The 20,921-nt window shown below is 50.6% G+C and carries 22 protein-coding genes, 3 tRNA genes and 1 riboswitch; of the genes, 18 read left to right on the top strand and 7 right to left on the bottom strand.

Annotated features, from left to right (window positions below):
* Positions 1 to 107 precede the first annotated feature (107 nt).
* The 8 genes from phnG to ACO0LD_RS13335 all read left to right on the top strand — a co-directional run bounded on the left by phnG (position 108) and on the right by ACO0LD_RS13335 (position 8,147).
* The gene (gene phnG, locus ACO0LD_RS13370; protein ID WP_423007514.1) at positions 108 to 575 is read left to right on the top strand and encodes a phosphonate C-P lyase system protein PhnG; all 468 of its coding nucleotides are present in this window, start codon (positions 108 to 110) and stop codon (positions 573 to 575) included.
* A complete protein-coding gene (gene phnH, locus ACO0LD_RS13365; protein ID WP_423007512.1) occupies positions 572 to 1,228 on the top strand; it encodes a phosphonate C-P lyase system protein PhnH in 657 nt (218 codons plus the stop codon). The genes phnG and phnH overlap by 4 nt, the downstream gene beginning before the upstream one ends.
* On the top strand, positions 1,219 to 2,370 hold the full coding sequence (locus tag ACO0LD_RS13360; protein ID WP_423007510.1) for a carbon-phosphorus lyase complex subunit PhnI: 1,152 nt from the start codon (positions 1,219 to 1,221) through the stop codon (positions 2,368 to 2,370). The genes phnH and ACO0LD_RS13360 overlap by 10 nt, the downstream gene beginning before the upstream one ends.
* Positions 2,371 to 2,522: 152 nt before the next feature.
* Complete coding sequence (locus ACO0LD_RS13355; protein ID WP_423007962.1) at positions 2,523 to 3,311, top strand: alpha-D-ribose 1-methylphosphonate 5-phosphate C-P-lyase PhnJ; 789 nt, start codon at positions 2,523 to 2,525, stop codon at positions 3,309 to 3,311.
* A complete protein-coding gene (gene phnK / locus ACO0LD_RS13350) occupies positions 3,308 to 4,114 on the top strand; it encodes a phosphonate C-P lyase system protein PhnK (RefSeq protein WP_423007508.1) in 807 nt (268 codons plus the stop codon). Before ACO0LD_RS13355 ends, phnK begins: the two co-directional genes overlap by 4 nt.
* 7 nt (positions 4,115 to 4,121) lie before the next feature.
* Positions 4,122 to 4,841 carry a phosphonate C-P lyase system protein PhnL gene (gene phnL, locus ACO0LD_RS13345; protein ID WP_423007506.1) on the top strand — a complete coding sequence of 240 codons (720 nt, stop codon included), beginning with the start codon at positions 4,122 to 4,124 and terminating at the stop codon, positions 4,839 to 4,841.
* Positions 4,838 to 5,983 carry an alpha-D-ribose 1-methylphosphonate 5-triphosphate diphosphatase gene (locus ACO0LD_RS13340; protein WP_423007504.1) on the top strand — a complete coding sequence of 382 codons (1,146 nt, stop codon included), beginning with the start codon at positions 4,838 to 4,840 and terminating at the stop codon, positions 5,981 to 5,983. Before phnL ends, ACO0LD_RS13340 begins: the two co-directional genes overlap by 4 nt.
* A 448-nt stretch (positions 5,984 to 6,431) precedes the next feature.
* Positions 6,432 to 8,147, top strand: coding sequence for an AMIN domain-containing protein (locus ACO0LD_RS13335; RefSeq protein ID WP_423007502.1), 1,716 nt, complete (start codon positions 6,432 to 6,434; stop codon positions 8,145 to 8,147).
* Positions 8,148 to 8,360: 213 nt separating this feature from the next.
* On the opposite strand, the gene ttcA is transcribed toward ACO0LD_RS13335, so the two are convergent.
* From ttcA to ACO0LD_RS13320, 3 genes are read right to left on the bottom strand one after another with little or no spacing between them, the layout of a single operon-like run.
* The gene (gene ttcA / locus ACO0LD_RS13330; protein ID WP_423007500.1) at positions 8,361 to 9,302 is read right to left on the bottom strand and encodes a tRNA 2-thiocytidine(32) synthetase TtcA; all 942 of its coding nucleotides are present in this window, start codon (positions 9,300 to 9,302) and stop codon (positions 8,361 to 8,363) included.
* A gap of 33 nt (positions 9,303 to 9,335) precedes the next feature.
* Complete coding sequence (locus ACO0LD_RS13325; protein WP_422949034.1) at positions 9,336 to 9,734, bottom strand: dihydroneopterin aldolase; 399 nt, start codon at positions 9,732 to 9,734, stop codon at positions 9,336 to 9,338.
* Between the two features lie 13 nt (positions 9,735 to 9,747).
* Positions 9,748 to 10,539: an SDR family oxidoreductase gene (locus ACO0LD_RS13320; protein ID WP_423007498.1), complete on the bottom strand. Its 792-nt coding sequence runs from the start codon at positions 10,537 to 10,539 to the stop codon at positions 9,748 to 9,750.
* Positions 10,540 to 10,612: 73 nt separating this feature from the next.
* Here ACO0LD_RS13320 and ACO0LD_RS13315 point away from each other — a divergent pair, with 73 nt between their 5' ends.
* From ACO0LD_RS13315 to ACO0LD_RS13295, 5 genes are all read left to right on the top strand, one after another.
* Positions 10,613 to 11,791, top strand: a complete 1,179-nt coding sequence (locus ACO0LD_RS13315) for a class I SAM-dependent methyltransferase (protein WP_423007496.1) — start codon at positions 10,613 to 10,615, stop codon at positions 11,789 to 11,791.
* A 70-nt stretch (positions 11,792 to 11,861) separates the two neighbouring features.
* Positions 11,862 to 12,059, top strand: a complete 198-nt coding sequence (locus ACO0LD_RS13310; RefSeq protein ID WP_423007960.1) for a DUF2905 domain-containing protein — start codon at positions 11,862 to 11,864, stop codon at positions 12,057 to 12,059.
* 219 nt (positions 12,060 to 12,278) lie between these two features.
* A complete protein-coding gene (locus ACO0LD_RS13305; protein WP_423007494.1) occupies positions 12,279 to 13,907 on the top strand; it encodes a tetratricopeptide repeat protein in 1,629 nt (542 codons plus the stop codon).
* 272 nt (positions 13,908 to 14,179) lie between these two features.
* Positions 14,180 to 15,736, top strand: coding sequence for an HDOD domain-containing protein (locus tag ACO0LD_RS13300; protein ID WP_423007492.1), 1,557 nt, complete (start codon positions 14,180 to 14,182; stop codon positions 15,734 to 15,736).
* A gap of 95 nt (positions 15,737 to 15,831) precedes the next feature.
* A complete protein-coding gene (locus ACO0LD_RS13295; protein WP_423007490.1) occupies positions 15,832 to 16,494 on the top strand; it encodes a LysE family transporter in 663 nt (220 codons plus the stop codon).
* 46 nt (positions 16,495 to 16,540) lie between these two features.
* Here the strand turns inward: ACO0LD_RS13295 and ACO0LD_RS13290 are convergent, their stop codons facing one another.
* The 3 genes from ACO0LD_RS13290 to ACO0LD_RS13280 are packed head-to-tail and all read right to left on the bottom strand — an operon-like array spanning position 16,541 to position 18,352.
* On the bottom strand, positions 16,541 to 17,344 hold the full coding sequence (locus ACO0LD_RS13290; RefSeq protein ID WP_423007488.1) for a hypothetical protein: 804 nt from the start codon (positions 17,342 to 17,344) through the stop codon (positions 16,541 to 16,543).
* A gap of 6 nt (positions 17,345 to 17,350) precedes the next feature.
* Complete coding sequence (locus tag ACO0LD_RS13285) at positions 17,351 to 17,725, bottom strand: ArsC/Spx/MgsR family protein (RefSeq protein ID WP_423007486.1); 375 nt, start codon at positions 17,723 to 17,725, stop codon at positions 17,351 to 17,353.
* Positions 17,726 to 17,782: 57 nt separating this feature from the next.
* Complete coding sequence (locus ACO0LD_RS13280) at positions 17,783 to 18,352, bottom strand: TMEM165/GDT1 family protein (RefSeq protein ID WP_423007484.1); 570 nt, start codon at positions 18,350 to 18,352, stop codon at positions 17,783 to 17,785.
* A 51-nt stretch (positions 18,353 to 18,403) separates the two neighbouring features.
* A riboswitch (yybP-ykoY riboswitch) is annotated at positions 18,404 to 18,570 on the bottom strand.
* A 171-nt stretch (positions 18,571 to 18,741) separates the two neighbouring features.
* On the opposite strand from ACO0LD_RS13280, the gene ACO0LD_RS13275 reads away from it, so the two are divergent.
* Positions 18,742 to 19,491, top strand: coding sequence for an MgtC/SapB family protein (locus tag ACO0LD_RS13275; protein ID WP_423007482.1), 750 nt, complete (start codon positions 18,742 to 18,744; stop codon positions 19,489 to 19,491).
* A gap of 40 nt (positions 19,492 to 19,531) precedes the next feature.
* Here the strand turns inward: ACO0LD_RS13275 and ACO0LD_RS13270 are convergent, their stop codons facing one another.
* The gene (locus tag ACO0LD_RS13270; protein WP_423007480.1) at positions 19,532 to 20,128 is read right to left on the bottom strand and encodes a TetR/AcrR family transcriptional regulator; all 597 of its coding nucleotides are present in this window, start codon (positions 20,126 to 20,128) and stop codon (positions 19,532 to 19,534) included.
* Between the two features lie 277 nt (positions 20,129 to 20,405).
* Here ACO0LD_RS13270 and ACO0LD_RS13265 point away from each other — a divergent pair.
* From ACO0LD_RS13265 to ACO0LD_RS13250, 4 genes are all read left to right on the top strand, one after another.
* A tRNA-Tyr gene (locus tag ACO0LD_RS13265) sits at positions 20,406 to 20,491 on the top strand.
* A 48-nt stretch (positions 20,492 to 20,539) separates the two neighbouring features.
* Positions 20,540 to 20,613: transfer RNA gene (locus tag ACO0LD_RS13260), tRNA-Gly, on the top strand.
* Between the two features lie 33 nt (positions 20,614 to 20,646).
* Positions 20,647 to 20,721: transfer RNA gene (locus ACO0LD_RS13255), tRNA-Thr, on the top strand.
* Between the two features lie 76 nt (positions 20,722 to 20,797).
* Positions 20,798 to 20,921 (top strand): GTP-binding protein (locus ACO0LD_RS13250; protein WP_017454492.1); only part of this gene is annotated, 124 nt, incomplete at its 3' end.

Raw genomic sequence — 20,921 nt, 5'->3', positions numbered from 1 at the left:
TGGTCGCGATGACAAATCATAAACCTGAAATATGACTGGAAATTGACAAGAAAATTCCAGACCAGATGTCATCAAGGCTTCATCTAAGCCTGCTGTAATGTGGGACTATGAATGCTGACCAAACCCCCAACTCTGCCCAGCAAGAGCGTGCCCGCTGGATGTCCATACTGGCGAAGGCGCCTGCACCAGAATTGGCTGCCAGTGTGCGCCAATTCGGCGAGCTACCTTCCTATTTATGGTTAAGAAAACCCGAGACTGGCCTGGCCATGGTGCGTGCCAGAACCGGTGGCAGTGGCAGCCAGTTCAATCTGGGTGAAATGTCAGTCACGCGCTGCGCCTTGCGTCTGGCGACGGGAGAAACTGGCGTGGCCTATGTGGCTGGTCGTGACCAGCGTCATGCAGAATGGGCGGCAATTTTTGATGCGCTGATGCAAGGTGAGCACAGGTCTGTGGTCGAAGAAAATATCATCAAGCCACTGGAATTATTGTTGCAACAGAAGCGCCAACAATTGCAGGCTGAAGCCCTAGCCACCAGGGTGGAATTCATGACCATGGTCAGAGGAGAAGATGCATGACATATTCACCGGATACCAGTGAGAAAACTGCGTCATCCATGCAGCAACTTTTGCCCGCATGGGAAGACACCGTGCATGATGCGCAAACAGTTTTCCGCAGTTTGCTAAAAGCCTTGTCCGAGCCTGGCACTATCCAGCGTCTCAAGGTGAACCTGCAAGCACCTGCACCTTTGCATATGGCGACAGCCGCAGCTTGCCTGGCCCTGATGGATTATGAAACCACAGCCTGGCTGGCAGATGAACTGGATATTGATGCCGTGCGCACTTATCTGCGTTTCCATTGCGGACTACCGCTGGTACATGAAAAATCCTCAGCAAATTTTGCAGTGCTGGGTAGCTCATTACAGCAACTGGATTTACAGGGCTTTGCCCAGGGTAGCATGACTTATCCTGACAAATCTGCGACCTTGCTGATACAAGTGGATGATTTTTTTAATGGCACTGAATACCAGCTAACAGGCCCTGGCATCAAGGATAAACGCAGCATACGTATCAGTGGTTTGCCTGCAGACTTTGTCAGCAAATGGCAAGCCAATCACGCCGCCTTCCCGCAAGGTGTGGATGTGATTTTTTGCAGTGGCGACGCAGTGCTGGGTTTGCCGCGCACCAGCAAGATAGCGGCAGTGCAGTCTGAGGAATTACCATGTACGTAGCCGTCAAAGGCGGTGAAAAAGCCATTGCCCAGTCATATGAAGCACTGGCGAAAATGCGACGTGGCGATACTACTGTGCCAGAACTCAGCATCGCCCAGATACGCGAGCAAATGTCGCTGGCCGTGGCCCGCGTCATGGGTGAGGCTTCGCTTTATGACAAAGACCTGGCAGCACTCTCCATCAAGCAAGCAAGTGGTGATTTGATAGAAGCCATCTTCCTGCTGCGCGCCTACCGCACAACCTTGCCACGCCTGATGGCGACTGTGCCTTTGGATACCGCCAATATGCTGATACAAAGACGCATCTCGGCAACCTTCAAGGATGTGCCGGGCGGCCAGGTATTGGGGGCGACCTATGACTATACCCAGCGTCTGCTGGATTTTTCTCTGGCGGCAGAAGCCATGAGTAGTGGTGGGTCTGAACCTGTAGCTCAGGAAAACATAACAGCAGAAGCTTGCCCGCGTGTACTCGATTTCCTGAATGCAGAAGGCTTGATCGAGCCTGAACTGATACCTGAAGGTGACCCCGAACCTTTTGACCTGACGCGTGAGCCTTTGCAATTCCCTGCCAGTCGCGCCCTGCGCCTGCAAAGCCTGGCACGTGGTGACGAAGGCTTCCTGCTGGCATTGGCCTATTCCACCCAACGTGGTTATGCCCGCAACCATCCTTTCGCAGGTGAGATACGTCATGGCAAGGTCAGTGTGCAAGTCGTGCCTGAAGAACTGGGTTTTGCCATAGACATCGGTGAAATCGACATCACCGAATGCCAGATGGTGAACCAGTTCGTCGGTTCTCAAAACGAAGCACCCAAGTTCACGCGCGGTTATGGCCTGGGCTTTGGTCATTGCGAACGCAAGACCATGGCAATGGGTGTCGTAGATCGCGCCTTGCGCGCCAGTGAGCTGAAAGAAGAAATCACGGCACCGGCACAGATGGAAGAATTCGTGCTCTACCATGCCGACAATGTAGAAGCATCCGGTTTTTTGCAACATCTCAAGCTGCCGCATTATGTGGATTTCCAGGCTGAACTCAGTCTCTTGCGTGGCATACGTGCCGCCATTGATGCCAAGGTTGCTGAAGCTGACAAGCCTGAAGCAGCAGATGAGCAAGCCTCTGAAAAATCCGGCAAGAAGGCAGCATGATGATGGAGATGGACACCATGGAAACTCAGGAATATCAAGAGACCCCAGAGCAAGCCCAAGCCCAAGCCCAAGCCCAAGCCCAAGCCGCGCCTGTCAGGACTGAGCCTGAAGCTGGCTATAACTTTGCCTATCTCGATGAGCAAACCAAGCGCATGATCAGGCGCGCCATCCTGAAGGCAGTTGCCATACCCGGTTACCAGGTACCATTCGGCGGGCGTGAAATGCCCTTGCCTTATGGTTGGGGCACAGGTGGCATACAGGTCACTGCCGCCATCATAGGCCAGGATGATGTCTTGAAAGTCATAGACCAGGGGTCTGACGATACCACCAATGCAGTCAATATACGTCGCTTCTTCCGTCGTACAACGGGTGTGGCAACGACGGAAAAAACCACGGCGGCGACTGTCATACAAACCCGCCACCGTATCCCGGAAACCCCTTTGGCTGAAGGGCAGATCATGGTGTATCAGGTGCCTATCCCTGAACCCCTGCGCTGGCTGGAACCCAGTGAGACTGAGACCCGCAAATACCATGCGATGGCTGACTATGGCCTCATGAGCGTAAAGCTGTATGAAGATATTGCCAGGTTGGGCAAGATAGAAACTGCTTATGATTATCCTGTCATCGTCAACGAGCGCTACCTGATGCGCCCTTCACCGATACCCAAGTTTGATAATCCCAAGATGGATAAAAATCCAGCATTGCAATTATTTGGTGCCGGACGTGAAAAACGCATCTATGCCGTACCGCCTTATACGCCTGTGAAGAGCCTGGATTTTGAAGATTATCCATTTGAGATCGAACGCTGGGATCACCGCTGCGCCATGTGCGATGCGAATGACAGCTTCCTCGACGAAGTCATCGTGGATGATCAGGGTTCACGCATGTTTGTTTGCAGCGATACTGATTATTGCCGCAGCCGCAGGGAAGAACAGGCATGAGCAAGATGAATATTGAAAAAAATTTGGATAACAACGAGCCCCTGCTGCAGGCACGCAATGTCAGTAAATTCTACGGTGGCAAGACGGCTTGCGAACAAGTCAACCTTAGCCTGTATCCGGGTGAAGTGCTGGGCATAGTCGGTGAATCCGGCTCCGGCAAATCCACGCTGTTGAATTGCCTCGCAGGGCAGTTGCAGCCAGAGCAGGGCGAAGTCTTGTTCAATACCCGTGACGAAGGCATGGTCGAGTTGTTCACCATCAGCGAAGCACGTCGTCGTTTGTTGGCACGCACGGACTGGGGCTTTGTCCACCAAAGTGCCAGAGATGGTCTGCGGGTAGAAGTCTCTGCCGGTGCCAATGTCGGTGAACGCCTGATGGCAGTAGGTGCCCGCCATTATGGCCAGATACGTGCCGAGGCGCAGGACTGGTTACACAGGGTGGAAATTGATGCGGCGCGCATTGATGATTTGCCGCGTGATTTCTCGGGCGGCATGCAACAACGCTTGCAGATCGCCCGTAACCTGGTGACCAAACCGCGCCTGATTTTCATGGATGAACCTACGGCCAGCCTTGATGTTTCTGTCCAGGCGCGTCTGCTGGATTTATTGCGCCAACTGGTGTCGCAATTGCAGGTGGCTGCCGTTATCGTCACCCATGATCTGGCGGTGGCGCGTTTGTTGGCTCACCGTCTCATGGTCATGCGCCAGGGGCAGGTAGTCGAAGAGGGTTTGACTGATCAGGTACTCGATGATCCGCAACATCCCTATACCCAGTTGCTGGTGTCATCTGTCTTGCAGGCTTGAGGAACACATGTTGAAACGTATCGTAGTTGAAGCTCTGTCCAAGGACTTTACCCTGCATCTCCAAGGCGGGCAGGAAATGTCCATCCTGTCCAAAATAGACATGCAGGTAGATGCCGGTGAATGCGTAGTCATCCATGCCCCATCGGGTGCAGGCAAGAGCACCCTGCTGCGCTGCCTGTATGCCAATTACCGTGCCAGCAGTGGCAGCGTAAATATCTGGCACAAGGGTGATGCGGATGATGGTGAATGGGTAGATGTGCAATCCGCACCTGCACAGCAGGTGCTGGCAGTCAGGCATAGTACCCTGGGTTTCGTGACCCAGTTCCTGCGCGTGATACCACGTATCAGTACACTGGATCTGGTGGCAGAGCCCTTGCTCATGCGCGGCGTGGAAAAGCAGGCTGCTTATGAACAGGCAGAAGAATTATTGTCACGCCTGCGCATACCCAAGCGCCTGTGGCAAATCCCGCCTGCGACTTTTTCTGGTGGCGAACAACAGCGCGTGAATATTGCCCGCACCATGATTTGCGATTACCCCATACTCTTGCTCGATGAACCTACTGCCTCACTGGATGAAGCCAATCGCGCCACCGTCATCGACATGATCAATGCTGCGCGTGAACGCGGTGCTGCTGTCGTCGGCATTTTCCATGATGAAGCGGTGCGCCAGGCACTGGCAACCAGGATTTTCTCCATTCCCGCAGCAGTCTCTTTGGTGGCAGCATGATGAACAGAATAGAAAACGCAAAAATTGTCGTGGCCGATGACGTCATCAGCGGTTCCATGCTGGTAGAGCAGGGCAGGATAGCTGATTTGACTGAAGCAGCGCGTGCTTCCAGTGTCACAGGCACAGATGACTGGCAAGGTGATTATCTCTTGCCCGGCATGGTAGAGCTGCATACCGATAATCTCGAAAAACACCTGATGCCACGCCCCAAGGTAGTCTGGCCCACGCTGCCTGCTATTTTGGCGCATGATGCCCAGATCGCTGCATCCGGCATCACGACTGTGCTTGATGCGATTTCAGTCGGTGATATCGATTCAGACAGCCTGCGCAATGACAGTCTCGAATCATGCACCCAAGGTTTGCGCATGGCCGCAGACTCAGGCATCTTGCGGGCAGATCACTTCCTGCACATGCGCCTGGAACTGGCAGAAGAAGGCTTGCTGGACATGTTCGCCCCTTATCTGCATGACGAGCGCCTGAAACTGGTTTCCCTGATGGACCATACACCCGGCCAAAGGCAGTGGACAGACCTGACGCATTACCGTGTCTATGTATCCGGCAAGCGCGGCTGGAGCGAAGAAAAAGTCGATTCCATGCTGGAGCGTTTGCTGCTCAGGCAAGTGGCTTATGCTGCATCCAACCGCCGCGCCATCGTCGCCAGTTGCCGTGAACTGGACGTGCCAGTTCCATTGGCTACGCATGATGATACTACGGTAGAGCATGTGGCCGAGGGTGTCGATGATGGCGTGACGATATCTGAATTTCCCACCACCGTTGCTGCTGCCAGGGCTGCACGTGAACAGGGCCTGGGCATCATCATGGGCGCACCAAATATGGTGCGCGGTGGCTCACATTCCGGCAATGTGTCGGCAGCAGAACTGGCCAGGCTGGATTTGCTGGATGTTCTGTCTTCTGACTATGTACCAGCCAGTCTCTTGCATGCGGCTTTCCTGTTGCAAAATGAAGGCTACAGCTTGCCCAAGGCTGTGGCGACCGTGACGCGTAATCCGGCGCGCATGATAGGTTTGCACGACAGAGGTGAGATTGCAGTTGGCTTGCTCGCTGACTTCTTACGCGTGCGTGTGGTGCTGGGAATACCTGTAGTGCTGGGTGTATGGAAATCAGGTATCAAGATTGCTTGAATTTTAAATACCCTTGTAGAACCGGGGCAAACACGATATAAAATTTAGTGTTAGAGATACCGCTACTGTCCCGATTGGTGCTGATGCCATTATCATCAATGGATTTAACTGCACATATTTAGAATTCGCTCAGGAATTGTCCCTGTAAATGATCTCAACCAAACCGCTACTGGCTGTGAAAGCGTCGGCTGCCGGATGAATACCAATTCGGGCTGGAAACTGCAGCAACAAGGCAGCTTGTACGGCACTACATTGGGAGGAAACTGACGGTGCTTGCACAAAGCTGCAAGATTATTTTTTTTAATCCTGGAGATATTTTACCCATGGCAGGCGAAGACTTTATAAGTTATCGTTCGTAAAAAATTTTATATCTTTGCAAGTTGACGTTCTTATCTGTATAAATATAAATAATCAAATCAGATATCCGCTACTTAAGGCATAACGTCAAATGACAGGCTTTTTAAAAAAAATCAGCATTAAATTTTTCTACGTATGGTTCGCCATTTTAGCATCGACATTTCTGTTAAGCAGCAATCCTGTATTTGCTCAGGAAAATGAAATTCTTGCTGTTAGTGTCGTGCCAGACAAAGCCAAAGCTTCCGTCAGTGTAAAACTGAAAAACCGGATTAAGCAGGCTCCCTTTGTGTTTACATTGAATAATCCTGATCGCGCAATTGTTGATTTTTCAAAGACGTCCAATGCGACTGGACAAAAGGAAATAACCGTCGATTCTGAATGGCTGAGAAGCATAGATGTTGTGCAAGTAACTGGCAGTACCCGTCTGGTTTTTAATCTAAAGGAGCGCTTTAAAAACAGTATGGTGACGGTGGATGGTGATACTGCAATGATTGCTTTGACTTACATTTCTGACGAAAATCCGGATATTAAGGACAGCAAAAAAGATGCTCCCAAGGTTGAGTTTACTTTTGAGGAGCATTTCAAAAATTTTTTACCTCTGGCCAGACAAGGTAATGCAGAAATGCAAAATGTTATAGGCGAAATGTACCTTTACGGGAATGGCGTTGCCAAAGATCCTGTAATGGCTTTTTACTGGTTTTCTTTGGCTGCAAAGCAAGGTGTTGCGGTGTCACAGATTCATTTAGGATATATGTATCGCGATGGAAATGGCGTCATCAAAGATTATGTGCAATCTGTGCATTGGTTTCGACGAGCTGCGGAGAGTGGCGACCCTGATGCACAATTGTGCCTGGCTGGTATGTATTTTCTGGGGCAGGGTGTCAAAAGAGATTTAAAGAAAACCGACTATTGGACACTCAAATCGGCCAATCAGGGGTATTTGCGCGCACAAAAACTGTTAGCTAAAATTTATACGCCAAATTCAGGTTTGAAATCTACCATACTTAAACCCGACAAAACAAAAGCAGCAATGTGGTATGAAAAAGCAGCAGGGCAAGGTGATCAGGAGTCACAATTTACTATCGGCAGTCTTTATTATAATGGCGATGGAGTGACCAGGAACTTTGAAAAAGCGGCGTATTGGTATGGTCAGGCGGCAGAAAAAGGTTATGCCGCCGGACAGCATTTTCTTGGTATTTTGTATGCGCAGGGATATGGCGTACCGCTTGATTATGCAAAAGCCGAATTGCTCTGGAAAAAAGCTGCCGATCAAGGACACGAAACTTCAATAAAGCAATTGGCACTTTGGAATTCCACAGGGGAAGATTCCTGCTCTGGCCTGGATGGCGTAAAAACAAACTATTGGGAAGGGATGTTACCTTTGCACAAGGGGCTATGGAAGTTGGAAGCTGAAGAGGATGCTGAATTTCTACATAGACCTGAAAAAGAAAAATTGAAGTGTAGTAAGGTGCTTACTCATTGCGTGAAAGTGGATAGTAGACTAGCAGCTGGAAAAATGTGGCCAGATGAGTATACAGCACTGAGGATTTTTGATTGTATTGCGGAGACGCCTAAAGATACCGAATCCAGCAGGGAATTTACACAAATATGTGGTACTCCAGGATTACCCGTGTCGACATTGCATCGTAAATTTAAAAAGATATCTGGTGACCGCTATGAAATGGCAGAAGATGAAATGACCAAATCGTACATAATAGGATTTGAATTTCTTATGATGCCGACGAAATCCCGCAAAACGGTAAAGCTTGAATTTATTGGGCAATGTGGTAGCGAGACTCAGGAATAACAGTTAAACGAACAAACGCAAATGCTTTATTGCTTATGCTTTAATTTTGAAAAAGTTGTTCTATCTACTGTTAATCAATAGAAAGAGGCTGCATAAAAATCTATGACAATATGCTGACTCATTTCATCGAAGAACCAGTGGGAAGGAGTGTTAAATATTTTCCACTGGCGCTCAAGGTAATGTTATTCAGTTTTTGTGATAAATTTTATTTTCTCAATCCTGCCCCAGATGCAAAGAAATCACACCCGCAGCCGGTGTCGCACAAGGTTCATCATCAAAAGCGATATCGCCATTCGGATTCGCCTCGCCATCGACTTTCAAATCAGTGAAGTTGAACAAGTTCTTGTCCATCAGATGTGAAGGTGCGACGGTGGACAGGGATGCAAAAATATTGTCGACCCGGCCAGGGAATTTCTTGTCCCATTCACGCATCAGGCCCTTGATTTGCTTGCGTTGCAAATTCTCTTGCGAGCCGCATAAATCGCAAGGGATGATGGGGAAGTTTTTTACTTCGGCATAGCGTTCAGTGTCTGACTCTTTGACATAGGCCAGGGGGCGAATGACGATGTGTTTGCCATCGTCGGATTGCAGCTTGGCTGGCATGCCTTTGAGTTTTCCACCGAAGAACATATTCAGGAAAAAAGTTTCCAGGATGTCGTCGCGGTGATGGCCGAGCGCAATCTTGGTGGCACCCAGTTCATCGGCCACGCGGTACAAAATACCACGGCGCAGGCGTGAGCACAGCGAGCAAGTCGTCTTGCCTTCGGGGATCAGGCGCTTGACTATGCTATAGGTATCCTGATTTTCTATATGGTAGGGTATGCCCAGTTTTTCCAGATAGGCTGGCAGGATATGGTCAGGGAAGTTAGGCTGCTTCTGGTCGAGATTGACCGCGACGATATCGAAATTGATGGGTGCACGTTCTCGCAGGGTCATCAATATATCCAGCAGGGCATAACTGTCCTTGCCGCCAGACAGGCAAACCATGACCTTGTCGCCTTCTTCTATCATATTGAAATCACCTATCGCCTGGCCAACCAGGCGGCATAAGCGCTTGTGCAGCTTATTGTTTTCGTAGGTGATTTTTTCCTGTGACTTGACCGTGGCTTTTACTTCGACCGGGGTGTCCATCAATGTATCGTTCAGAGCTTGCATGATATGGCTTTAAATTCTTGCGTAAATTCGGGCTTAAATGTCGGTTTTGATCTTGAATACTTCTACGCCTACGCCTTCGCAATCTGGATAGACATCCGGCTTCATGGTAGAGATGCGCACTGCGCGTACTTTAGGATGTGCCAGCATGATAGCTGCGACATCATCACACAGGGTTTCCTGCAGATGTACATGGCCCTTGGAAATACGGTCGGCTATCGTGCAACGCATGAAATCATAATCGACGACTTCTTCCAGTTGGTCATCCTTGGGCGTAGACAGCGCCAGCGGGATATACAGGTCCACATTGAAGAGCACGCGTTGCTCGCCTTTTTTCTCGAACTCATGTACGCCGATGTTGATGGAGATTTCATAATTGCGCAAGAACAGGCGGCGGCAGTCTGAGAGCTGGGGGTGGTGCAGGATGGATAACATGGTGGTCCCGGGATTAAGGTGAAATAGATTGGTTTGCAGTCGCCAGGAACATGACATCGCGCTGCAAGGGAATAAGGTGCTGGCCGCCATCGACGAGGATGGTGGTGCCGGTCATGGCAGGGCTGTCCGCCAGAAAACAGACGGTGCGGGCAATATCCTCAGGCGTGCTGGATCTGCCCAGCGGCGTGACCTGGTGTGCCTGCTGGAAATCTGCCGTGCTTTGATGGCCGGATTCCATGGTGATGCCGGGTGCAACGCCGACCACGCGTACTTTAGGGGCCAGTGCCTGCGCCAGTGTCGTGGTCGCACATTGCAGCGCTGCCTTGGACAGGGTGTAAGACAAAAAATCGGGATTCAGGTTGTACAGCTTTTGATCCAGCAGGTTGATGACACAAGTCTGTTCGCCATCTGCTGTTGCTGCATGCAGTGCTTGCGCCAGTATAATGGGTGCCGCCAGGTTGGCATGCATATGCCTGTCGAGGCTGGCCTGGCTGAAGCTGTGTACATCATCTTCTGCAAACAGCGAGGCATTATTGACGATGCAATCTATCTTGCCCATGGCAGCTATCGCTGCGGGCAACAAGGCATGCGTTGCTGTTTCATTGGCCAGGTCGGCCTGCAAGGCATGGGCGCGGCGGCCCAGCGCCTGGATTTCTGTCACCAGGGTCTGCGCTTCCACTGCCGAATTGCCATAATGGACAAGAATATCCCAACCATGCCGCGCCATATGCAGGGCGATATGCCGCCCTATGCGTTTGGCGGCACCGGTGATCAGTGCTGTGCGGTTTGTGTGCTTATTGTTCATAACTTGTTGCTGCTCATACGTCTCTCTTGGAAATTCTTGACAAGGATTACTGCGTTTTCAATACAATGCGGCTATGCATAAATTATCTCTACCTGTGCCTGGCGATGATGCGCTGGCTGCTTCATCTGCTTTGCAACAACTGATTATCGACGACATCCACCAACATCAGGGCTGGATACCGTTTTCGCGCTACATGGAACTGGCGCTGTATGCGCCTGACCTTGGTTATTACAGCGGTGGTGCCACAAAATTAGGCAAAGACGGTGATTTTACAACCGCACCGGAAATGTCGCCGCTATTTGGCGCTACCTTGGCCAGGCTGGCAAATCAGTTATTCAGTCAAACTGCTGCCGAAGTCATGGAGTTCGGCGCAGGCACGGGCAAGCTTGCCCTGGATTTTTTGTCGGAATGTCAATTGTCTGGAATCGCGATAGAGCGCTATTTTATCGTGGAATTGTCCGGCGAACTGCGTGCACGTCAGGAAGAATTGTTGAAAGGCTACCCACAGGTGCAATGGTTGCAAAAAATGCCAGACTCTTTTTCTGGCATTGTACTGGGGAATGAGGTGCTTGATGCCATGCCTGTCGATCTTGTCATCAAGACGGCAGAAGGATGGCGTGAAGTTGGTGTCGCTGTGGTTGATGAAGATAGTGACGATCATGCTTCAAGACTGATTTTCCGCGAACAGCCACAGGCCTGCAGCCCTGACAAGATTGTGCAAATCCCTTACGCAGATGAATTGCCAGTTGGTTACCTGACCGAAGTCCATGCCATCGCTACCGGCTTCATGCACAGCCTGGCCGCCATGTTGCTCGCCAGCGGCAAGCCAGCAGCGGCAATTCTGATAGATTATGGTTTCCCTGCTGCCGAGTATTATCACCCGCAGCGCCAGCAAGGCAGCCTGATGTGCCATTACCGCCATCATGCCCATCCTGATCCCTTTTATCTGCCAGGTTTACAGGACATCACCGCCCATGTTGACTTTACCGCCATGGCAAGGGCTGGCCTGGCAGCTGGGTTGGAGTTATTGAATTACACCAGCCAGGCAGGTTTTTTGACGGCGGCAGGCATCGCCGATGTATTGGCGCGTACCTCGGCAGAGCAGGTCATGGACTACTTGCCAAAGGCAAATGCCCTGCAAAAGCTGGTTTCGCCAGCGGAAATGGGGGAGTTGTTCAAGGTGCTGGTGATGGGGTATGGCATGGAATTGCCAGAAAATTTATTACGCCTCGATCGCAGCCATCGCTTATGATGGCCCGCAGCTTAATTTGAAATGTAATAAATTGCCTTGTGGTAATTCGGCAAAAAAACAGGAGCAGGCTTTGTTACGCTGGGTATTAACCATCTTTGTCGTCGTTGTCGTGTTTTCCAGCTTGCTGCCCTGGCTGGAAAAGCTGGGCATAGGCCGTTTGCCGGGTGATGTGCGTTTCAAATTGTTTGGCCGTAATTTTTCTTTCCCGTTTGCTTCCACCATACTGATCTCTTTATTTGTCCTGCTGTTGGCAAGGATATTCAAGTAAATGCGTTAAATATGTTAAAGCCTTGCAACATTGTTGTCATATGGGGGTAAAGTTTCCATATTATTGCGCCGTCACTTTAATATAATGAAATTGCCTGCTTATGTATAAAGTAAGCACAAAGTAAGCATTAAGCAAGCATAAAGCCTTAATCAGGCTGGCCAGGAGACGGCCAGGTACGCACTGCAGCGAGATCAACAATAAATTACGCTAAAGGTTGAAATGAGCGAACTCAGCGACATCAGGGCATTGCTCGTTGAACCGCATGCGGGTATGCGGGTCAGTTTGCACAATATGCTCAATCTGTGCGGTATTACCAAGATAGAACACGGGCTTTCTGCCGGTACGGCTGTGCGCACCATACAAGCCAAGGTATTTGACCTGATCTTGTGCGAATATGATCTGGGTGTGGGCCAGGATGGCCAGCAACTGCTGGAAGACATGCGCCACCACAAGCTGGCACCTTTATCAACCATCTTCATCATGGTGACGGCTGAGCGCTCTTACGCCAAGGTCGTCAGCGCGGCTGAACTTGCCCCTTCCGATTACCTGCTCAAACCCTTTACCGCCGACATGCTGCTTGAGCGCGTCATCCGCGCGCTGGAAAAACGCAAAGCCTTTGTCGATGTGCATAGCCTCATGGAGCAGGGCTTGATCCCGGAAGCCATCATGGCTTGCCATCATGGTGAGCGCGATCATCCCAAATATGCCATAGACTTCATGCGTTTGCGTGCTGAATTGCATGTGATACAGGGTGAAGCGGCTGAGGCGGAAGAATTATATAAATATTTATTTGAATTAAAAGCCGTGGCCTGGGCACGTCTGGGCCTGGCCAAGACCCTGTTCATGCAGGGTAAATACCAGGAAGCTGAAGATATTTTAAAAAACCTGGTGTCTGAAAATAATAAGTATATGGATGCCTATGACTGGCTGGCAAAGACCCACGAAATCGTCGGGCAATTGCCTGAAGCGAAAGAAGTACTGGATGTGGCCGTCAGTGTTTCACCCCATGCCGTCAGGCGTTTGCGCAAGCTGGGCCAGATCGCCCTGGAAACCGGAGATATAGAAACAGCTGAAAATGTCTTGAAAAAAGTGGTCAGCAAGGCCAAGTTTTCTGAATTCCGTGACCCTGAAGACCATATGAACCTGGTCGATGCCCTGGTCAAGAAGGGGGATACGGAACAAGCCAAATCTGTCATCCGCGATCTTGAAAAGAACATGGTAGGCATGAAGAAAACTGCTGCCGTCAGGGCAATTTCTGCAGCCATGGTGCATGCCAAGACGGGCGATTCCCGGTTGGGCGAAGAGCTTGACAATGCAGTGGCCGCATCGCGTGAAGATATAGGTCTTTCTACTGAAGCCAAGCTGGGGCTGGCAAAAAGTTGTCTTGACAATAATCAGGAAGACAATGCTTCCGAGATTATTCTCGACGTCATGAAAAACGCCAGCAACCAGCAAGTCATGAGCAAGGCCATGGGTGTATTTGAAAGCGCTGGTAAAGGGCATCTTGCCAAGGAGTTGGCACAACGCAGCCAGAAAGAGGTCATGGACCTGGTGGCCCTGGGTGTGCAAAAAGCCAAGCAAGGTGATTTCCGTGGTTCGGTAGAGTTGATGGCTGCAGCTGCACGCAAGTCGCCAGATAATCCGCAAGTGATCTTGAATGCCGCGCTGGCAGCCTTGAAATGCCTGGAAAACATGGGTTGGGACCATGCTACTGGCGAGCTGGCGCGCAGTTTGATCGAGTCGGCACGTCGCCTTGATCCCATGAATCCGCGTCTGAAAGCGATACGTGGCTTGTATGATGAATTACAGAAAAAATACGGCATCAATGTTGCCCGTGTTGCCAAGTAAAAATTAGATATAGGACTTACGCAAAACCGCCCCAGCTGCGTTGTTAGCTCCCGCATTTACCAAGATTCGGTACTAAAGTACTGTCTTCGTCGCTACGGTGGAGTCGGGGTTTCAGACAATATATTGTCTGCCGACGTAACGAACCGACCTTGCAAGAGCGGTTTTTTAAAGCATGGCCTTGCTGGGACAATTTTGCGTAAGTTCTGAAATATAAAGATTAGATAACCAGACGTCAGAATGGTTTGTCAAGAAAATAGGTAGTTGCGGAGACCATGGCCATTCAACCTTCTGTTCATTTAGGCGAACACGCACCGGTGACAGCGCGTGACCTCCTGCTCAAGCAAATCAATGAAGAAAGTAATTTACCGACTTTGGGCGTGTCGATTACCAAAGTCGTTGAAATTACCTCATCGAGTGAAGACCCGGTCGCCAAGCTTGCACATTTTGTGCTGGCCGATGTCGCCCTGACACAAAAAATACTGAGGTTATCGAATACCATCCATTACCGCACCAGTTCAGGCGCGCCCGTTACTACCATCTCCAGGGCGATATTCTTGCTGGGGTTTAACAGCATCAAAACCAGTGCCATGGCGATGTTGCTGGTCGATTGTTTCAAGGATAAAAGCCATGCCAATAGTGTCAGGCGTGAGCTGGTGCAGGCCTTGTGCGCCAGTATAGTAGGACGTGAAATGGCTGCGCGTGGGCGCTTTCAGGATGGCGAAGAAGCAGCAGTGGCAGCCCTGTTCAAGAATGTCGGCAAGATCTTGGTGGCGTCCTACGACCACCCCTTGTATAGCCGCATACAAGCCATGCTGCAGACCGGGCAGACTACTTCGCAGGAAGCTGCCTCTACACTGCTGGGTTGCAGTTATGAGCGTTTTGGCGAAATGGCCCTGCAAGAGTGGAAGATACCTGACACCATCGTGCAATCGCTGGTTCCTTTGCCAGGCGGTGAATTGAAGAAAGTGAATACCCGCGCTGAATGGTTGCGCCAGGTTGCCAGCTTCAGTGATGCGCTGGCATCTACCATCATGAGTTCGGGCGGGGCCAATCTCAGTGAAAAAGCCAAGCCCCTGCTGCTGAAATATGGCAAGGCACTGGATTTTGATCAGGCCATACTCGATGAGATGCTGGTCAAGGTAGAAACCGAAACCCGGCAATTGGCCAAGAGCATGGATATCGCCATGGGAGATATCCATATTGGTGAAGCCGACGCCAACACCACCAATGGTGTGCCGAATGATCTTTTGCTGAAAAATTATGAGGCTGGCGAAATCCAGAGTGATGAACGTCACCCCAGCGGTAAGCCCAAGCAGGCACGCGATCTCTTGTTGGCCGGTGTGCAGGATGTCACACAAATGCTGGCATCTGACAGTTTCAAACTGAATGACCTGATCTTGCTGGTGCTGGAAACCCTGTATAGCAGCATGGGCTTTCGCTTTGCCACCGTTTGCCTGCGCGACCTGCAAACCGTGCGCTATGTCGCCCGGCTGGCGATAGGTGAAAATTATCTGGAAAGACAAAGAGGCTTCGCCTTCAGCGGCAAGCCTGACCAGAATTTATTCCATCTGGCGATGAGCAATAATGTGGACCTGATGATCTCTGATGCTTCCGTTCCCAAGATACAAAACCTGCTGCCGGACTGGCATAAGCAATTGTTGCCAGATGCACGCAGCTTCATCATCCTGCCTTTGGTGATACAGAAAAAACCACTGGGACTGTTTTATGCTGACCGCTCAGTGAATGCCGATGAGGGTGTACCGCCAGATGAAACGGCGCTCATCAAAACCCTGAAGAGTCAGTTGCTGGCCGCCATGATGCGGGGTTAAATATGTACATCAAGCGTGCTACGTGCTTGTACGGACTGCAAGGATAAATTCTTAGCGTTACAATGTCCTGTCATCATCTCAGCAGGACGTATCTTATGCATTTCACTACCTGGCTCACTTTCTTCTTTGCGGCCTGCGTCATCGCCGTCTCTCCTGGCTCCGGCGCTGTACTGTCGATGTCACATGGCTTGAATTATGGTGTCAAAAAAGCCAGCGGTACCATCATGGGTCTGCAAGCTGGCTTGTTGTTGATACTGGCTATTGCCGGTGCAGGTGTTGGTTCCATCCTGATGGCTTCAGAGATGGCGTTCAGCGTTGTCAAGACGGTTGGTGCGCTTTACCTGATTTATCTGGGTATCAGTCAATGGCGTGCCAAAATTGATGTCGCTGCTGAAAACGATGCGAGTGTTGCCAATGCCGCTAATACCGTTAATATTCAGGCGCCAGCCATGTCCAAACGCTTTTTGACAGGTTTTTTGACGAATGCCACTAATCCCAAGGGCATTATCTTCATGGTGGCCGTACTGCCGCAATTTATTTCACATGATACGCCGCTGTTGCCGCAGTTATTGATACTGGGTGTCACCATGTGTGCGATTGATCTGGTCGTCATGCACGGCTATGCATTTGCGGCATCGACCATGCAACGCTACTTCCGTGATCCCAAATGGCTAAAAAGCCAGAACCGCTTTTTTGGCGGTATATTGATGGCGATAGGTGCGGCGCTATTTTTCGTCAAGCGCAGTCCATCCAATTAAAAAAATGCCGCCAGTGGAATATTCACGGCGGCTTTTTTCAGGTTTTTCAGACCAAAGGGATTTGCTGTTTCTTGGCTAGTGCATCAATGTCTTGCCAGATCGTCATTTGATTCAACAGACGCGTTGCCGGGTCCAGCATGGGATTCAGGTTGAAGAAGCGTTCCAGGGCAGTTTCATCAAAACTGCTGTGCTGGGAGAAATTGATACGTCCATACTGCTTGCGGAATGCATGCAATAAATCGGCTGGCGTATCCTTGTGCCAGGATTGCATGAGACCACCCACCATCAAGGCAGTATCAGTAGTCTGCTCCAGTGAGCGCGGGCTGCGTGAGCTGCTGACATCGCGATAGTCGAGCAGGCGCGGGAAGTAAAACTTCTTGATCCATGCTGCAGGTATGCCACCTTCACGCAAGAGCGCACCACTGCGCCACAGCTTCCAGCTTTTTTCTGCTTCGCTGTCGGATACAAAGTGCGTGTCTGCTGTTAGTACGCAGTCTTCGCCCAGCTCGATTTCCAGTATCACAGGCAAGCCTGCAGCAAGGGAAATGTTTTCCAGTTCTGGCATTTGTGGTTTTTCACCGTGCTGGCTTTGCAGGGCATTCACGAATTCTCCCAGCACTTGCTGATGTTCATGATGCAAACTACTGGTGGCCTTGCAGAATGCTGCGCAAGCTGCAAAATAAGCCATCAGTTCGCCCACCATGATGCCGTGTGCGGGCAGGTTTTCTTCTTCCTGAAAACCCTGGCGTGGCATGTCTGCCGCCAGGCCCTGACGCAGGATGGGATACAACTGGGTGGAGATACAACCAAATTTGACGTGGCTGCCAGCGGCAAGTTTAAATTCTGACATGGCGGCTCAGGCTTTCTTGAACAGGGTGAGGACGTGTTCCGGCGGACGTCCTATTGCCGCTTTATTTTGATAAGTCACTATCGGTCTTTGCAATAAATGCGGGTGAGCTGCGATGGCTGACAAGGCCGTTGCCGTATCAGCACTAGCCAGTTTCAGGCTGGCATATTCAGACTCATTATTGCGCAGCATGGCCTGCACGTCACCATCGCCATCGCCATTGGCCAAGGCCGCCAGCAGTTTTTGTAGTTCATCAAAATTCAAAGGCGCTTTTTGATAGTCAATCACTTGCAGGGCTAATTGGCTCTCATCCGCATGCGCCTGCACCAGTGCCAGGGTTTCGCGGGATTTTGAGCAGCGTGGATTGTGGTAAATCGTAATCATGTCTGTATCATCATTCTATGGTCTTGCCATGTCAACATGGCTTAGTCAAATTGAAATTCAAAATTTAAGTTCCATGCCCCGTAAAACCAGCACGCCTAGCACTGCAAAAACTGCCGCAGCACACCAGCGCACGTATTTGAAAGGGAAATTCGGTGCAGCTATCTTGCCCAGGAATACTGCTGGTACATCAGCAATCAGCATGCCCAGAGTAGTGCCGGCGATGACCATCGTCAGGTCAGAATATTTGGCTGCCAGTGCCACTGTCGCCAATTGTGTTTTATCACCAATTTCAGCCAGGAAGAAGGTCACGCAAGTCAGCATGAAAACGCCATAGCGGCTTTCATTGATGCCGCCATCATCCATTTCATCCGGCTTCAGCGTCCAGGCAGCAATTGCCAAAAAAGACAGACCCAGCAGATAACGCATGACAGTGGCATCGATATGCGTGGCTACCAGTTGTCCCAGCAAACCAGCCAGGGTGTGGTTGGCCAGTGTCGCAACCAGGATGCCAAGTATGATAGGGCCAGGCTTCTTGTAACGTGCGGCCAGCAACAGCGCAAGCAATTGAGTTTTGTCGCCAATTTCACCAATGGTGACGGCAAGGGCTGAGACGAGGAAAGCTTCCATGAGAATAGGCGGGATGGGGTGAGTTATCCGATGACAGCTACATCCCACCCCATCCCTGGTCAGCGGAAACATAACTATCAAAGGTCTTGCCCAATACAACCAGCGCACTTATGAACTTGCTGCTGACTGAACCAAACGCACCATGACCGGCTGGCCAAGTATGTTGATGCGTTTTCCCCGGACTTAACCGGAGCAGGCTACTCCCCAATGAAAGAGAGGCGAAATTATAACGCATACCGCTCAGCAAGTGAGCTTGTATATGTTTGATACTGGCTTGATGCTGGTTCGATACTGAAATTTGATGATGCATTTGACTATGTTTTACTGGTTCAGTGCCAGTCTGCTTGCTACACTGCATGCATATAATTTAGTCAATTTGGGGCGACGTGATGACACAATCCTTCTCAAGCTACTTCATGAGTTTTTGGTCGCAGTCTGAATTGCATGCGAATGCAATTATCTTCCTGAATCTGGCCGGTGCCATGTTATTGGGTTTTGTGGTTGGGTATGAGCGTTCCTACCATGGCCGCGCTGCTGGCATGCGTACTTATGGCCTGGTGTGCATGGCATCCGCAGCTCTGGTGGTGATTACTGGTTACCCGGATTTCTGGTTTGGCGCGCGCGCCCCCTATCCCGTCAATCTTGACCCCTCTCGTACCATACAGGGCATAGTCACAGGCATAGGTTTCCTTGGCGCTGGCGTCATCATGCGTGAAGGTTTTACCATCAGTGGTCTCACGACGGCTGCGTCTTTGTGGGCTTCGTCTGCCATAGGTGTCATGGTTGGCGTTGGTTTTTACGCAGCAGCAATCTTGTTGGCTTTTTTATCGGCAGCCTGCATGATCTGGGTATCCAGAATTGAGGCCTGGTTGCCTTCCAGGCCAGCGGTGGCGATTACCATGCAATTCCGCCAGGGTTTCATACCCAGAGAAGATGCCTTGCGCAAAATGGCCTTCGCACGCGGCTATGAAATTGCCACGGGTACCCTGAATATCAGTTGCAGGGACGGGCGTGCCGAATGGCGTTTTGTCGCCGTGGGCCTGAGCCGCAAACTGGCGACGCGTATCAGTGAGCTTTCACTGGAACTTGGGGCGTTTGAAGGGATGGAATTTTATCAAATTGCCCACGCCCGCAACTAGCTGCAACTGGTCGCAACTACCATGGCAAGCTGCTGCCAGCTTACTTCTCTGCTGAGGTAGGAGGCACTCCTAGCATGCCTTGCATGAAAATCTGCGTCACCAGCACGGCAAAGTCGGCATAAGAAATTTTGTCGGCATCCTGGTGAGGTTTCAACCAGGTGAAGGTCCAGTTGATCATGCCAAACAAGAGCATGGTAATGGCGCTGCGGTTTTGTGCCGTGGTGCGCTCTGGAAAGCTGCGCTGTATTGCGCCAGCAAACAAGTCGACGATTTTTCTTTGCGCATCAAGTATCAGCTTGCGCTGCGGCTCTTCCAGGAATTTCACATCATTCAGCAAGGCGATATGGCGGGTCTGGGAATGCTCGTATTCCGCCAAAAAGGCAGCAATCAGCGTCGGCAAGTCGAGATGGCTCTCGGCCAGGCGTATCAATACTTGCGTATAACGGTTCAGCAAATCAAATAATATGGCTTCTTTGCTGGGGTAGTAATGGTAGAGCCGGGCCTTGGAGGTGCCGCAAGTCTGCGCCAGTACACTCATGGAAGTGCCGGGGTAGCTGTAATTGGCGAAGGCAGTCGCCGCCTTTTCCAGGATATCGTCGCGTTGCAATTGATAATCGGATGCGAGGGTGCGGGCCATGGCTAAGGTGTTTGATAGTGTGTCAACATCATACCTTGAGCTTGCCAGTAATAGTGATTGTAGGTAGCTTGCAACAAAGGCATGGCGAAAGAACCAGTCTGTCTCATCTGGGTACAGATTTTTATCGTATCTATTGCCTACATATCGTTTTGTAAATAATCAATAAAATCAATTATTTAGAGAATTTTTCTGTAAATCGCGCTTTTGTTTGAGTAAGAAATTCTCAAATGGGTGTTGACAGTTGGGTCGAGTATCTCCATAATTCGGGGTTCCCTGCGGAGAGGTGGCCGAGTGGTTAAAGGCGACAGACTGTAAATCTGTTCTCTTACGAGTACGCTGGTTCGAATCCAGCCCTCTCCACCACAGGTAAAGAATTGAATTTAGAAATTAGCGGCTGAAGTGGTGGCCTTTGCGGGTGTAGCTCAATGGTAGAGCTGAAGCCTTCCAAGCTTATGACGAGGGTTCGATTCCCTTCACCCGCTCCAGTTTTACTTGCGCGGGGTTTTGCGCAGCAAGCTGCCCTTGTAGCTCAGTGGTAGAGCACTCCCTTGGTAAGGGAGAGGCCACGTGTTCAATCCACGTCAAGGGCACCAAGGTTATCGGTGTTTTCAAGTCTGATTTGTCGGGCGCGTGCCTGAGCATTCTCATCAAAATCGTTAGGAGTCCAAAATGGCAAAAGGTAAGTTCGAGCGCACCAAGCCGCACGTCAACGTCGGTACAATTGGCCACGTTGATCACGGTAAAACTACACTGACAGCAGCGATTGCAACAGTCCTGTCGAAAAAATTCGGCG

This window comes from Undibacterium sp. Ji83W (genome assembly GCF_049340385.1).
Taxonomy (GTDB): Bacteria; Pseudomonadota; Gammaproteobacteria; order Burkholderiales; family Burkholderiaceae_D; genus Undibacterium.
The sequence above is the reverse complement of the archived record's forward strand: the minus strand, read 5'-3'. Positions and strand labels throughout refer to the sequence as shown.

Excerpts from the sequence above, each read along its gene's own strand:
- phnG (WP_423007514.1), top strand. The coding sequence starts at position 108 with ATGAATGCTGACCAAACCCCCAACTCTGCCCAGCAAGAGCGTGCCCGC.
- phnH (WP_423007512.1), top strand. The coding sequence starts at position 572 with ATGACATATTCACCGGATACCAGTGAGAAAACTGCGTCATCCATGCAG.
- ACO0LD_RS13360 (WP_423007510.1), top strand. The coding sequence starts at position 1,219 with ATGTACGTAGCCGTCAAAGGCGGTGAAAAAGCCATTGCCCAGTCATAT.
- ACO0LD_RS13355 (WP_423007962.1), top strand. The coding sequence starts at position 2,523 with ATGATCAGGCGCGCCATCCTGAAGGCAGTTGCCATACCCGGTTACCAG.
- phnK (WP_423007508.1), top strand. The coding sequence starts at position 3,308 with ATGAGCAAGATGAATATTGAAAAAAATTTGGATAACAACGAGCCCCTG.
- phnL (WP_423007506.1), top strand. The coding sequence starts at position 4,122 with ATGTTGAAACGTATCGTAGTTGAAGCTCTGTCCAAGGACTTTACCCTG.
- ACO0LD_RS13340 (WP_423007504.1), top strand. The coding sequence starts at position 4,838 with ATGATGAACAGAATAGAAAACGCAAAAATTGTCGTGGCCGATGACGTC.
- ACO0LD_RS13335 (WP_423007502.1), top strand. The coding sequence starts at position 6,432 with ATGACAGGCTTTTTAAAAAAAATCAGCATTAAATTTTTCTACGTATGG.
- ttcA (WP_423007500.1), bottom strand. The coding sequence starts at position 9,302 with ATGCAAGCTCTGAACGATACATTGATGGACACCCCGGTCGAAGTAAAA.
- ACO0LD_RS13325 (WP_422949034.1), bottom strand. The coding sequence starts at position 9,734 with ATGTTATCCATCCTGCACCACCCCCAGCTCTCAGACTGCCGCCGCCTG.
- ACO0LD_RS13320 (WP_423007498.1), bottom strand. The coding sequence starts at position 10,539 with ATGAACAATAAGCACACAAACCGCACAGCACTGATCACCGGTGCCGCC.
- ACO0LD_RS13315 (WP_423007496.1), top strand. The coding sequence starts at position 10,613 with ATGCATAAATTATCTCTACCTGTGCCTGGCGATGATGCGCTGGCTGCT.
- ACO0LD_RS13305 (WP_423007494.1), top strand. The coding sequence starts at position 12,279 with ATGAGCGAACTCAGCGACATCAGGGCATTGCTCGTTGAACCGCATGCG.
- ACO0LD_RS13300 (WP_423007492.1), top strand. The coding sequence starts at position 14,180 with ATGGCCATTCAACCTTCTGTTCATTTAGGCGAACACGCACCGGTGACA.
- ACO0LD_RS13295 (WP_423007490.1), top strand. The coding sequence starts at position 15,832 with ATGCATTTCACTACCTGGCTCACTTTCTTCTTTGCGGCCTGCGTCATC.
- ACO0LD_RS13290 (WP_423007488.1), bottom strand. The coding sequence starts at position 17,344 with ATGTCAGAATTTAAACTTGCCGCTGGCAGCCACGTCAAATTTGGTTGT.
- ACO0LD_RS13285 (WP_423007486.1), bottom strand. The coding sequence starts at position 17,725 with ATGATTACGATTTACCACAATCCACGCTGCTCAAAATCCCGCGAAACC.
- ACO0LD_RS13280 (WP_423007484.1), bottom strand. The coding sequence starts at position 18,352 with ATGGAAGCTTTCCTCGTCTCAGCCCTTGCCGTCACCATTGGTGAAATT.
- ACO0LD_RS13275 (WP_423007482.1), top strand. The coding sequence starts at position 18,742 with ATGACACAATCCTTCTCAAGCTACTTCATGAGTTTTTGGTCGCAGTCT.
- ACO0LD_RS13270 (WP_423007480.1), bottom strand. The coding sequence starts at position 20,128 with ATGGCCCGCACCCTCGCATCCGATTATCAATTGCAACGCGACGATATC.